The sequence below is a fragment of the Neobacillus rhizophilus genome (genome assembly GCF_018343535.1).
Lineage (GTDB): Bacteria > Bacillota > Bacilli > Bacillales > Cytobacillaceae > Neobacillus > Neobacillus rhizophilus.
In genome coordinates, this window is sequence record NZ_JAGYPF010000006.1 from 257,651 (window position 1) to 270,921 (window position 13,271).

The 13,271-nt window shown below is 43.0% G+C and carries 10 protein-coding genes; all 10 read right to left on the minus strand.

The window, feature by feature from the left end; genetic code table 11:
• Positions 1 to 296 precede the first annotated feature (296 nt).
• The gene (locus KHA99_RS28495) at positions 297 to 1,247 is read right to left on the minus strand and encodes an IS3 family transposase (RefSeq protein ID WP_213119744.1); all 951 of its coding nucleotides are present in this window, start codon (positions 1,245 to 1,247) and stop codon (positions 297 to 299) included.
• Positions 1,184 to 1,477, minus strand: a complete 294-nt coding sequence (locus KHA99_RS28500) for a transposase (protein WP_213118966.1) — start codon at positions 1,475 to 1,477, stop codon at positions 1,184 to 1,186. Before KHA99_RS28500 ends, KHA99_RS28495 begins: the two co-directional genes overlap by 64 nt.
• 185 nt (positions 1,478 to 1,662) lie before the next feature.
• A complete protein-coding gene (gene pruA, locus KHA99_RS28505) occupies positions 1,663 to 3,210 on the minus strand; it encodes an L-glutamate gamma-semialdehyde dehydrogenase (RefSeq protein WP_213120893.1) in 1,548 nt (515 codons plus the stop codon).
• 182 nt (positions 3,211 to 3,392) lie between these two features.
• Entirely contained in the window at positions 3,393 to 4,556 is a 1,164-nt protein-coding gene (locus tag KHA99_RS28510; protein ID WP_213120894.1) for a CamS family sex pheromone protein, read from the minus strand.
• A gap of 12 nt (positions 4,557 to 4,568) precedes the next feature.
• Entirely contained in the window at positions 4,569 to 6,575 is a 2,007-nt protein-coding gene (ligA, locus tag KHA99_RS28515) for an NAD-dependent DNA ligase LigA (RefSeq protein WP_213120895.1), read from the minus strand.
• Between the two features lie 99 nt (positions 6,576 to 6,674).
• Positions 6,675 to 8,996, minus strand: coding sequence for a DNA helicase PcrA (pcrA, locus tag KHA99_RS28520; RefSeq protein WP_213120896.1), 2,322 nt, complete (start codon positions 8,994 to 8,996; stop codon positions 6,675 to 6,677).
• Between the two features lie 71 nt (positions 8,997 to 9,067).
• Positions 9,068 to 9,751 (minus strand): heptaprenylglyceryl phosphate synthase, encoded by a 684-nt coding sequence (pcrB, locus tag KHA99_RS28525; protein WP_213120897.1) that lies wholly within the window; start codon positions 9,749 to 9,751, stop codon positions 9,068 to 9,070.
• 232 nt (positions 9,752 to 9,983) lie between these two features.
• Complete coding sequence (locus KHA99_RS28530; RefSeq protein WP_213120898.1) at positions 9,984 to 10,289, minus strand: YerC/YecD family TrpR-related protein; 306 nt, start codon at positions 10,287 to 10,289, stop codon at positions 9,984 to 9,986.
• Positions 10,290 to 10,313: 24 nt separating this feature from the next.
• Positions 10,314 to 11,366: a DUF3048 domain-containing protein gene (locus KHA99_RS28535; protein WP_213120899.1), complete on the minus strand. Its 1,053-nt coding sequence runs from the start codon at positions 11,364 to 11,366 to the stop codon at positions 10,314 to 10,316.
• Between the two features lie 73 nt (positions 11,367 to 11,439).
• Positions 11,440 to 13,185: an adenine deaminase C-terminal domain-containing protein gene (locus KHA99_RS28540; protein ID WP_213120900.1), complete on the minus strand. Its 1,746-nt coding sequence runs from the start codon at positions 13,183 to 13,185 to the stop codon at positions 11,440 to 11,442.
• Positions 13,186 to 13,271 lie beyond the last annotated feature (86 nt).

The window sequence follows — 13,271 nt, forward strand, 5'->3', positions numbered from 1 at the left end:
CATAAGCCCGATGAAGGACATTTTCACCTTTATCACACTCAATTTTGTCCTTCATAAGCCCGATGAAGGACATTTTAGCTTCATCACACCCGATTTTGTCCTTCATAAGCCCGATGAAAGACATTTTCAGCTTTATCACACTCAATTTTGTCCTTCATTGGTCTTCTGTCAAGAAAGTGGACAGTAAAATTTGAGACTTTTAGAAATAAAACTACTACCGCACTTCGTTTGGTACGGTATTAGAAATGATCAGTCGAAAAGCATGACTGCTCATTTCCTAACACCAAATGGCTATATTATGAGGTATATGCAACTTCATCTTGCCGGTGGTTTCTCTCAAATTGATTCGGTGATTTGTGCCCTAAAGTAGAGTGTTTACGCTTTTCATTATAAAAACTACTAATATAATGATTAATAGCTTTTACGGCTTCAGCCCTGGTCTTAAAGCGTCTTCTGTAGATCAAATCTTTCTTGATCGTGGCATGAAAAGACTCAATACATGCATTGTCGTAAGGATCGCCCCTCCTGCTCATACTGATATGCATGTTTTTCCCTTTCAGGATGTCGATATAATCATTTGAACAATACTGGGACCCACGGTCCGAATGATGGATTAACCCTTCACTAGGCTGCCTTGTAACAATCGCCATATTCAATGCTTGTATGGATAGCTCTTTTTTCATATGTGAAGCCATACTCCAGCCTACGATTTTTCTTGAGAATAGATCCATAACGGATGATAAATAAACCCAGCCCTCAATCGTCCAAATGTACGTAATGTCAGTTACCCATGCTCGGTTGGGCTCTTCAACATTAAATTGGCGATTAAGCAGGTTAGGATAGATGTGTAAATCATGATTGGAATTAGTGGTAACGACAAACTTTTCTTTTGGTGTAGCTGTTAAACCCATCTCTTTCATCATACGGGCAACCGTCTTTTGAGAAATGGTATAACCCCACTCCACCAAGTCGGCATGGACCCTGGGACTCCCATACGTACCAAAGCTCTCGTGAAATGATTTACTTATTTTTTGCTTGATTTCTTTACGGTAAGCATCTTTCTCAGATTGAGGTTTATTCTGGATCCTTAGCCATTTATAATAGCCACTTGATGATACTTTCAGAACTTTGCACATCTTCGCCACGGCGTGCTCATCAGAGTGGGCTTGAATGAAGATATATATTACGCTTGGTTTTTCGTGAAGATGTGCATGGCCTTTTTTAGGATTTCGTTTTCCTCTTTCAATTTTTGTATCTCTTTTTCGTGTTGCTTTTTCAGTTTTTCAAGTTCTGTGGGTGTAAGATAGTTTTCTCCAGGTTTCCCAAGGGTTGTTTTCGCCCTGTAAGCTGCCACCCATCGACTAACAGTTTTAGGGGAGAGCTCGAGCTCAAAAGCTACCTGGGAGGCTTTTCTCCCCTCCTCAACGATTAACTTTGCAACATACTCTTTATACTCTTGAGAATGATGTTGACCCATGTGAACACGTCCTTTTAAATGATGATTGTATTATAAACTAAATCTCATTTTTACGTGTCCACTTTTTAGACTAACCTCATCATAACCCCGATGAAGGACATTTTTCCAGCTTAAAACAACTAATTTGTCCTTCACAAAACAAAGACCTCCTCCCACCATCTGTGGGGAAGAGGTCTCGTTTATAATTAATACAATTCCGATGTTGTTTTACCTTGCATATGAAGAAGCAAGTAGTCTGGGCCGCCGGCTTTAGAGTCGGTTCCAGACATGTTGAATCCGCCGAATGGCTGGTAGCCGACAATGGCACCTGTACAGCCGCGGTTGAAGTATAGGTTACCGACATGGAAGTCCTCACGTGCCTGCTCCATATGGGCACGGTTTTTGGTAATAACCGCACCAGTTAGGCCATATTCGGTATTGTTGGCAATCTCAAGTGCTTCATTAAAATCCTTCGCCTTTGAGAAACCTACCACCGGTCCGAAAATTTCCTCTTGCATGATGCGGGACTTCGGATCTAAATCGGCAAATACAGTTGGCTTGATGAAGTAACCTTTGGAGCTATCTCCTTCGCCACCAGTCATCAATTTGCCTTCTGACTTACCGATTTCAACGTATTCCATGATTTTCTTGAAAGCATTATTATCAATAACAGGGCCCATGAAAGTATCTTGTTCAGATGGCTCGCCGACTTTTATTTGATTAGTCAATTCCACGACTCGATTCAATACTTGATCATATACATCCTCAACAATAACGGCACGAGAACATGCAGAACACTTCTGACCAGAGAATCCGAATGCCGATGCCATGATGGATTGTGCAGCCAATTCAAGGTCTGCTTCAGAATCAACTACAATCGTATCCTTTCCGCCCATCTCGGCAATTAATCGCTTCATCCAAAGCTGTCCTTCGCTGATTTTGGAAGAGCGGTCGAAAATGCGCAGGCCGACATCGCGGGAACCAGTGAAGCTGATGAAACGTGTATCCTTATGATCAACTAAGTAGTCGCCCACCTCAGCGCCGCTGCCTGGTACGAAGTTTAGCACACCCTTCGGCAGTCCTGCTTCTTCCATTACTTCCGCAAATTTAGCTGCAATAATTGGTGTAGTGGAAGCCGGCTTCAACAAGACCGTGTTGCCAGAAACAATCGCGGCAACGGTAGTACCAGCCATGATCGCAAATGGAAAATTCCATGGTGAAATGATAATGCCTACACCAAGCGGAATATAATCATAACGGTTAAATTCATTGGGACGGCTCTGAACAGGCACACCATTTTTTAAGACAAGCATTTGCCGGCCATAGAATTCTAAAAAGTCTATTCCTTCGGCTGTGTCCGCATCTGCTTCTCTCCAAGGCTTACCCGCTTCTTTCGTCATCAAGGCAGAGAACTCGTGCTTGCGGCGACGGATAATCGCAGCCGCTTTAAAAAGTACATCTGCTCGGATTTCCGGCTTGGTTTTTCTCCATGTTTTAAATGCCTCAACAGCTGCCTGCATCGCTTTTTCTGCAAGCTCTTTATTGGCCTTTGACACACTGCCGACTACTTCTTCTTTGTTGGCGGGATTATAGGAAACAATTTTTTCCTCGGTAGTCAGTTTTTCACCGCCGATGATTAAGGGATAATCCTGTCCTAAATAGCCTTCAACTGTTTTTAAGGCTTGAAGATAGGCTTGGCGGTTTTCTTCCACAGTAAAATCTGTTAATGGCTCATGTTTATATGGTTGTACCATGCTAAAACCCCTCCTATGTAATCAATTATTTAATCCTTGCGGAAAAAATAATAGGTTGTCTAAAAATACACTGAAAACCCCCTCATTCGGGAGGCGGCCAATTTCGCGATAAACAATCCTATTTTGCCTCGAAAACTAGAATGTTAACCAAAAAAAGACCCGGCCGCTATAGCGGCCGAATCTTATTGGTAGATATACACAAACGGTTCGTTTTCATTGGCTTTACGGACAATCAATGCTTCAGGGCCGTCCACGGAGGACACATTTACTGATACCGAAATGTATTCAGGAAAATGCTCCATGACCAATCCTGTGACATATTGGGTAAATCCAATTCCCTCTGTCTTTCCGTAAAATTGAATTGGAATCGTGATATCTAAATTTTGCAGCTGATCGCCGACGTAAAACGCCCTGCCAATAACGCCGTTGAAGTTAGGAAAATATTCTTCAACATCCTGTTTAAAGTTTAAAAAGGCGATTGTATCATCGCGGTGCGCTTCCTGGGCATCACTAGATGGGAATAAATAATATTTTTCGTCGATTTTTTCCCATGAGTTTAGACTTGTGCTGCCTTTATCAACGGTTGTATAAGCAAAGAAATTCCCTGGTACAACCGAAGATTTGCTTTGCTGGGCGAATAATGCAATCGTGATTGGAACGTCGGTTACATTTTTTATGGTCCTAATTCGTTTTACCATTTCTTCTGCTATTTTCTTTCCTTCGCGATCCATGTCTGCAAAGTCAATATGCTGCTCTTTTTCAACTGTACCGCCATCCACTTGAACCTTGTAATAGTAGGTTGAATTAAGAGCGAGGCCAATGGTAATTCCCCCAAGTGAAACGTTACCTTTATCATCTTTTGTTAAATAATCATGCTCCAAAATATGGGCCAGATAAATCGGACTGCTCGGTTCACCCGGAGGGCCTGTATCAACAGGGTTTAATCCGATATTATCCGTTGCTTTCAGGCTTTTTGCCTTTAGCTGCTCCTCTGTATATTGTCGGCTCAGCAATTGTCTTACCGTTTTATCCTTGATTTCCTGTCCTTCACGGAAATAATATTTATCGGTATCAAAGCTATTTTGGGCAATACGCATTAAACCCATTTCAAACTCGTTTAAATCATATCTTGTATTGATATTATTGACGACCAATCCGCGGGCCTGTCCAGGCTCAAATGGCAGAATGGTCCGGTAATATTTATCTGAAATATTATATTTCGGAATAATTGCCTTCCCTTTATCCTTCTCCTTTGTTTGCACTTCTTCGTTTTGCTTTTGAAAAGTAGGTGCGCAGGCACTTAGCAAAAAGACAAGGGAAAGCGCGAGCAATGAGAGTTTTCTCAAAACTGACACCTCTTACTTATTTAATTCTTCAAGGAGCTTCTCTTCATCCCAGACTTTAATTCCCAGTTCCTGTGCTTTTGTGAGCTTGGAGCCTGCATCTTCACCAGCAATGACCAAGTGGGTTTTCTTGCTTACACTTCCCGCCACATTTCCGCCTAACGTCTCAATCTTTTCTTTTGCTTCATTTCTCGATAAGCGTTCAAGTTTACCGGTTAATACCACCGTTTTGCCGGCAAAAATAGAATTGGATTCCTCGGCGGATACCTTTCTTACCCCTTTAAACTCCATGTTCACTCCAAAAGAAGCTAATTCCTGAAGCAGTTCCGTTGCTTCTTCCTGTTCGAAAAAGCTGACGATGGAATCAGCCATTTTATCACCGATTTCATTGATGGCAATCAGGTCTTCTTTGGAAGCAGACGCTAATCTTTCCATTGTCCCAAATTCCTGGGCCAATGTTTTTGCCGCTTTTGCCCCGACATGACGGATGCCAAGCCCGAAAAGCAGTTTTTCTAGCGAGTTTTCCTTAGAGGCTTCAATCGCTTTTAACAGATTGGAAACCGACTTATCTCCCATTCTTTCAAGGGCAATAAGCTGGTCATAGGATAGCTTATAAATATCAGCCACATCGCTGATTAATTTTTCTGCAAACAACTGGCTGATGACCTTTTCCCCGAGGCCATCAATGTTCATCGCATCCCGTGAAACGAAATGGATTAAACCTTCACGGATTTGCGCCGGACATTTCGGATTAATGCAGCGAAGGGCCACTTCACCTTCTAGTCGGACTAGTTCGCTTTCGCATTCCGGACAGTGTGTCGGCATATGAAAATCGACCTCTTCTCCGGTGCGCTGATCAGCCAAAACATTGACGACTTCCGGGATTATGTCGCCGGCTTTTTTAATGACGACCTTGTCGCCAATTTTGATATCCTTCTCTCGGATTAGATCCTCATTGTGCAAGGAAGCACGCTGCACAGTTGTTCCAGCCACTTTAACTGGTTCTAAAATCGCTGTAGGTGTAATAACGCCAGTGCGGCCGACGCTTAATTCAATATCCTTCAATGTCGTTACAACTTCTTCAGCAGGGAACTTATATGCTATTGCCCAGCGCGGGCTTTTGGCAGTCGTTCCAAGGGCAGCCTGCTGTTCTAAGGAGTCAATCTTAATAACGATCCCATCGATTTCATAAGGCAGATGCGGGCGCTTTTCCACCCAGCCATTTACATAGTCAATTACCTCATCGATCTTGACGCACTTTCTCCGCTCTTTATTTGTTTTAAACCCAAGTTTGTCCAAGTAATCTAAGCCTTCGCTATGCGAGACGACGCCGAGGTCCCCTGGATTTCCAATTCCATATAAAAAGATATCCAGTCTCCGGGAAGCCGCCATTTTCGTGTCAAGCTGGCGGAGTGAGCCTGCCGCCGCATTTCTTGGGTTGGCAAATAGCTCCTCCCCCCGCTCTTTCCTTGCCTCATTCAGCGCTTCAAAGGAACGCTTCGGCATAAAGGCCTCACCGCGGACCTCCAAGGACACAGGTTCTGTGAGGCGGAGCGGAATGGATTTAATTGTTCTTAGATTAGCAGTTATATCTTCGCCAATCGTACCATCACCGCGGGTAGCCCCCTGGATAAACAAACCGTCTTCGTAACGTAAAGAAACTGCAAGACCGTCAATCTTTAATTCGCAGACATATGAAAAGTCATCCCCTACAGCCTGACGGGTGCGGCGATCAAAGTCTCTTAAGTCCTGTTCGTTAAAAGCGTTGCCCAAGCTCAGCATCGGTGTTCGATGCTCGACTTTTTCAAAAACATCGAGAACCTCTCCGCCTACCCTTACAGACGGAGAGTCAGGTGTTTTTAATTGGGGGAACTTTTCTTCAAGCTCCAATAGCTCCTGCATCAATCGGTCATATTCCGCATCCGGTACGGATGGTTTGTCTAAGACATAGTATTCATAACCGTATTGGTTTAATAGTGTCCGCACTTCGGATATTTTTTGTTCAGCGGTTTGAAGGTCCATATATCCAACCCTTTCCTCATCTAATTGCAGCAAGTTCCCCAATAAAACAGAGGAAACCTATTTTTCACTTATTTTAAGACGATTTTTCAGGAAAAATCGTTACACTTTTTTGATCGGTGCAAATTTGGCAAGCAGGCGTTTGATGCCAGTTGGACTCGGGAAAGCAATATCAAGTTCGGTGCCTTCTCCCTGTCCTTTCACACTGACAACGGTCCCAATGCCCCATTTTCCATGTTCAGCTTTGTCGCCAACCTTCCAGTCAGCTCCCTCACCGCCGGAAGCAGCTGAAACTGGGCGCATAACTGGCTTACGTGGTGATGATGGAGTTCCAAATGTACTCCGGCCGGTTCCTGATGCCCCGGCTGATTCGAAGGAAGGACGGGCTCCTCCAAAGGAAGAACGGCTCGAGCCAAATGAACTGCCGCCCGATGAAAAGGAAGAACCTCTTGAGCCAAACGGCGAATTTCGCCTTTCCGGTTCAAAGGCTTCCAAAAGGTCTTCGGGAATTTCACTAATAAACCTAGACGCTGGATTCATATTAGTCCGTCCAAACAGGGTTCTCATTTGGGCATTTGTAAGGAACAGATTTTGCTCTGCTCTTGTAATTCCTACATAGGCAAGACGGCGTTCCTCCTCCATTTCCACCTCTTCCATCAGGGAGCGGCTATGCGGGAAAACTCCTTCTTCCATACCAATTAAGAATACAATCGGGAACTCGAGTCCTTTTGCGGAATGCAAGGTCATCAAAACAACTGAGTCTGCCTTTTCCCCGTCATCATCCATGGAATCAATGTCAGCAACAAGAGCTAAATCAGTTAAAAAGGCAACAAGGGTTTTATCTTCATTTGTTTCTTCAAAATTTTTCGTAACAGATAACAATTCCTCAAGGTTCTCCAAGCGGCTTTGCGCTTCTATGGATTTTTCTGCCTTTAGCATTTCGCTATAGCCGGTTTTATCGAGGACTTCCTCCACTAATTCAGTTACGGATAGAAACTCCTGCATGTTCGTATAATTTTTGACTAAATCGCGGAATTCTGCTGCTGCTTTTGTAATTTTTGGACTTAAACCAATTAAATCAATGGATTCAAGCGCTTGAAAAATCGACATATCATGCATCGCGGCAAAATCAATAATTTTATCAAGCGAGCTTGAACCGATGCCGCGTTTCGGAACATTGATCACCCGCTGCAGGCTAATGTCATCATCTGGATTGGAGATTAATCGCAAATAGGCAAGCATATCCTTGATTTCTTTTCGATCATAGAACTTCGTACCGCCGACAATGGCATAACCAATGTTTGATTTAAGCAGGACTTCTTCCATTACACGGGACTGGGCGTTCGTACGGTACAAAATGGCGATGTCCGAAAGCTTGTACTTCCCGTCGCGGGTCAGTTCCTTAATTCTGCCTGTAACAAACTGTGCTTCGCCCTGCTCGCTGTCGGCACGGTAATAAACTATTTTGTTTCCTTCAGGATTTTCCGTCCATAAATTTTTCGCCTTACGGTTAAAGTTTTTTTCAATCACTTTATTGGCTGCCAGAAGTATCCTTTTGGTAGAGCGGTAGTTTTGTTCAAGAAGAATGACTGTAGCATTTGGATAATCTTTTTCAAAGGAAAGGATGTTGGCAATATCCGCACCTCTCCAGCGGTAAATAGACTGGTCGGAGTCACCGACAACACAAAGATTTTTGAAGCGGTTTGCCAACAGTTTGACCAGTAAATATTGCGCTTTGTTCGTATCTTGATACTCATCCACGTGAATATACTGGAACTTGCGCTGGTAGTACTCTAATACTTCCGGCACACGCTGGAACAATTGAATCGTCTTCATGATCAAATCATCAAAGTCCAGGGCCTGATTTTTCCGGAGGCGTTTCTGGTATTCTTCGTACACATCGCTGACAACCTGTTCGAAATAGCCCCCAGCAGTTTTTGCATATTCTTCCGGATCGATGAGTTCGTTTTTAGCCGAGCTGATGGAACCCAAAATCGCCCGCGGGTCAAATTTCTTTGGATCAATGTTCTTTTCCTTTAAAATCCCTTTAATGACGGATTGCTGGTCGCTTGAATCCAAAATCGTAAAATTTCGGTTAAACCCGATGCGGTCAATGTCACGGCGTAAAATGCGGACACACATCGAGTGAAAGGTAGAAATCCAAATTTCTTCTGCAGCGCCGCCCATCATTTTCGCAATCCGTTCTTTCATCTCTCGGGCAGCTTTGTTCGTAAATGTAATAGCCAAAATATTATAGGGATTAACCCGTTTTTCCACAATTAAATAAGCAATACGATGTGTTAACACTCTTGTCTTGCCGCTTCCGGCCCCGGCCATGATCAACAGCGGTCCGTCCGTGGCTTTTACAGCCTTTTGCTGTTCCGGGTTCAAGCCGTTTAGCAGTTTATCAGTTAAATATTGCAATCTATCCACCACCAAATACAAACGTTTGTTCTTATTTTTATCATAACGGATTCTGTGCCCTTAAGCAAATTTTAACGGACACTCTTCACGGTTTCTAATGCTAGGTCAAAGTTATCATAAATAGCGTTTCCTACTACAATTACATCCGCGTGCTTGGCCATTTCTGCAGCCTGTTCAGGAGTTGAAATGCCGCCGCCATAAAACAGCTTCGTGTTATTAAGAACCTTTTTCACATCAGCAACCAATTGCACGTCGCCGTATTTGCCACTGTATTCTAGATAAAAAATGGGCAGATTAAACATTTTTTCCGCCATCATCGCATAGCCCTTAACATCAGCAATGGTCAATTGGGCATTGGCGGAGGCAAGTTTAGCTGCTTTGCAATCTCTATTAAGGATGCAGTAGCCCTCCATGACTATTTCTCCCCAATCCATAATTTCGCCAAACTCCTTCACTGCTTGATGATGGAGGCCGGTAATCCATTTTGTATCGGTACTATTTAGGACGGTTGGGATAAAATAAAGATCGAAGCCGGGGGTTACCGTTTCGATGTTTGAAATTTCAAGTACACAAGGCACAGTATAACGACGGATTCTAGCCATCAAATCAAGAACATTTTCAAGTGTGACTCCGTCCGTTCCGCCAACAATCACAGCATCCGTGCCAGATTCACAAATTTTTTCAAGCTGTTTATCGGATATTTCTTTATTTGGGTCAAGTTTAAACACGTGGCGCCACGCGTGAACATCATACATCTATTTAGGCCCCCAATTCATAATTCCATTAAACCATTATAGCACTAGAGCATTCGATACAAAAACAATACAATGAAACTATTTTTGGAAAATACCGGAACGATAAATGAAAACTCGCCGATTGGCGAGTCCGATAGAACGAAGACAGAGACGTAGTTGAATTTATACTTTCCTATTAGCTAAAAAAGAAAAAAACCGGAAAGTCTCTCACTCCGGTCTTTTGATATTTAGGTTATGCCTGGCTATTTTCTTCCTTTATCCGCTCTAAGACCATTTCATAGGTGTCGTTTCCAAAGTTCAAGCATCGTTTTACGCGTGAAATGGTCGCTGTGCTTGCTCCGGTTTCCGATTCAATTTTGTGGTACGTGTTTCCTTCACGGAGCATTCTGGCTACATCCAGGCGCTGGGCTAAAGCTTGAATTTCGTTAATTGTACATAAATCATCAAAAAAACGATAGCATTCCTCCAAATCCTTCAATGAAAGAATGGCTGTAAATAATTGGTCTAGCTCTTTACCACGTAGTTTATTAATTTGCATATAATTTCCCCTTTACCGTATAAGTCATTGTACATCAAATGAGACGCTTTGAGAAAGGCCTGGTTTAGCCGGCACTACATTGACCCACGTTTTTCCTGGAACGAGAGGAACCTCTTGCCCATCCTTCACCGGAACAATTCGTCCGTCCTTGTTCTCCCAATTCACTTCGTTTACTTTTCCCATTTGCAGCAGGTAGGCTTTGCCTCCGGATTTTAAATCCACTTTCAGGTGGCCTGCCGAATCATAAACCTCGTGAACTGCTTCGATGATAAAAATATTATCCAGTAAGACTGGCTCATTATTTTCTAAATCCACGGTCTGTTCACCGCCAGAAAAGCGTTTGTACTTGCCTGACTGGGGATCAAACGTAAAGGTCGAATCAGAGATGCCTCCTCTTGAGTAGGAAATCATGACAGATTTTGCTTCATTTCCTGTGACCATACTCTTTTCGTCCTCTTTTAAAAATGTAAAGCTTGGTGGTGTTTTGTCCATCGTATAGTGCTTTTGTTCAACACCTTTTAAAATGTTTTCGTACGTAATGTACGAGTTGTGCGGTGCTTGGCGGGCACTGGACCGCTTAAACAATGTACCATCATATTGCATTCCATTTAAGTTATCAACATAGTTGCTCTCAAGCATCTGCCTTGCTTCTTCACTGTACCCATGGGCGATATAAAGAGCGTTTAGACCTTTTGCCAGTTCAATATAATAGGCTCGTGAACTTCTTACCGGACCTATATTTGCCGGCTTTTCACTTTGAAAGACAGCTAAGAAACGGGTCATATCCCCTTCTGCAATAAGCTCATAAACAATATCCGCCTTAGACAAGCCTGATTGCGGCCTAGCTTTTGGGTGATTATTAATCATGACTGCGACTGCTCTTCCATCTGTTTTCGTTTCTGATTTTACGCCAGTAAGAGGAAAATAGTAGGCGACTTCTTCCTTCTTTTCTTCTTTTTCCACTACCTTGTCAACCACTTTTTCTTTTGGTTCCAGTGGTTTTACCGTTTCTTCTTTCTTACTGCATCCGGAGAACAGTAAAAGAAGCGCTGCTGCTGCAACAGCCCATTTTTTCATCCAGTCAACACCCCTGTTTCCTCTCCATACATCCAGTTACTTTCGTGCGTTAAATCATTAACTTAATTATAGTTTAACGCATTATCGATGGAAAGAGTACTGTTTTGTTCATCACATCATACATCCCCTGCTGGGTAATCCGAATATACGGCAAATGAGTGGTTGAGAAAAACAACAAGCTATAAATCGGATCGGAAAAGCTGTAGCCTCGATTTTTCAATTCCTCAAGCAGACGTTTCTCCTGGACCATTAACTCCTCCATCGGAAGATTTGACATAATTCCAGCCAATGGCAGCTGCAGCTCGCAAATAACCTCCCCCTCTTCGACCAGGACGATTCCTCCGTCCAATTCTTTCATTCTATTAAATGCCATAAGCATATCCTGCTTGTTTTTTCCAATTAAAATGATATCGCCTGTATTGGAAAAAGAACTCGCCAGTGCAGATAAATTATTGGCAAATCCCTTTAACATCGTGTTAATCCGCCATTTTCCTTTGCGGTCAATCAAGGTAAAGAAACACTCATCATGATCAGTTGTCAATTCATCTCCTGAAACATCAATGGCGATGGAATATGGTTTCGTGATAACAGAATTCTCCATTTTGATTCCGAACGGCATGGAAAATTGCAAGTCGTCCATTGTTAATTCCCAGTCTAATTCCATCGGCTTTAAACCGTACTGTGACCAATCAACAGAAGGGTAGGCATCCTCAACCTTCATTCCATTCCGTTTTACCCATTTTCCTTTAGCCAGTACAGAAACCGGTGTCGGATTTTCAACGCTTGATAAGAAGTTAATATTTGCTACCCTGCCTGTGGCAATGTTCCCGAGAAGGTGGTCGATACCGTAGTATCTAGCAATATTAACTGAGGCCATATTATAGGCATCAATAACCGGAACATCTTTTTCAATTGCAATTCGAATCATGGCATCGGTTATTCCCTGCTCGTAAAAAGTCGAAGTAGCCCCGTCCGTATTAAATATTAATCTATCATATGCGTCAATTCCCATCCGTTTCATGTCATCAAGAATTTTAGGCAGATCAGGGCGAATTGACGAATAGCGGAGGGAAACCATATAGCCCTGCATGAGGCGGTTATATATTTCCTCACCCGTCATTGCCTCATGGTCACAATCAGCCCCCAAAAGCATCATCTTTGCCAAGGTTTTTTCCGAAGCGCCCGGAAAATGGCCCTCAATTTTCTTGCGCATCCGTTTTGCTTCTTGAATCCAATGAAGCATCATATCATCGCCGTTTAAAAGCTTAGGCCAACCCGTCAGCTCCCCGCCCTGAAGGACCGCGTCGTGCTCTAGCCAGGACTTAATCTTACTGTGTGAAAAAGTTTCTTCCTCATACAAAATTTCTGTTTGCGAATCAAACCGGCACCACCAGAACATCGTGGATGGAATCGAGCGGAAATCGCGCAATAATGAAAACGCTTCCCTTTTTGGCAAATTCAAAGCCAGGGCCATATTGTCATTTATTAATGTCGTCGTTCCAAACTGTGATGCATAGGCCGCAAGAGTATGGGGATTATATAATTGAAACGGATGGGCATGCGGTTCAATATAACCAGGAACAAGGATTTGTTCCGTACAATCAATGATTTCACAGTTTTCTGTGTTGGCAGGCAGGTTCTCGCCAACATAAACAATCCGATCGTCATATATCCAAATATTGGCACGCATCCATTTCTTAAACGTCTGATTTAAGTATAAGGCGTTTTTTAACAGAATGGTGGGGGCTGTTGTCCCATCCAAAACGGATACATGCATGCGTAATTGTCTGTTTTTCCAGCGGTAGCGCTGTTCCAGCATACAAAATCCCTCCCTAAAATGAAACGTATCTATTTATAAATTGGTTGATTTTACAATAAAGAAAACCCTTACAAATTTCTTAGTTA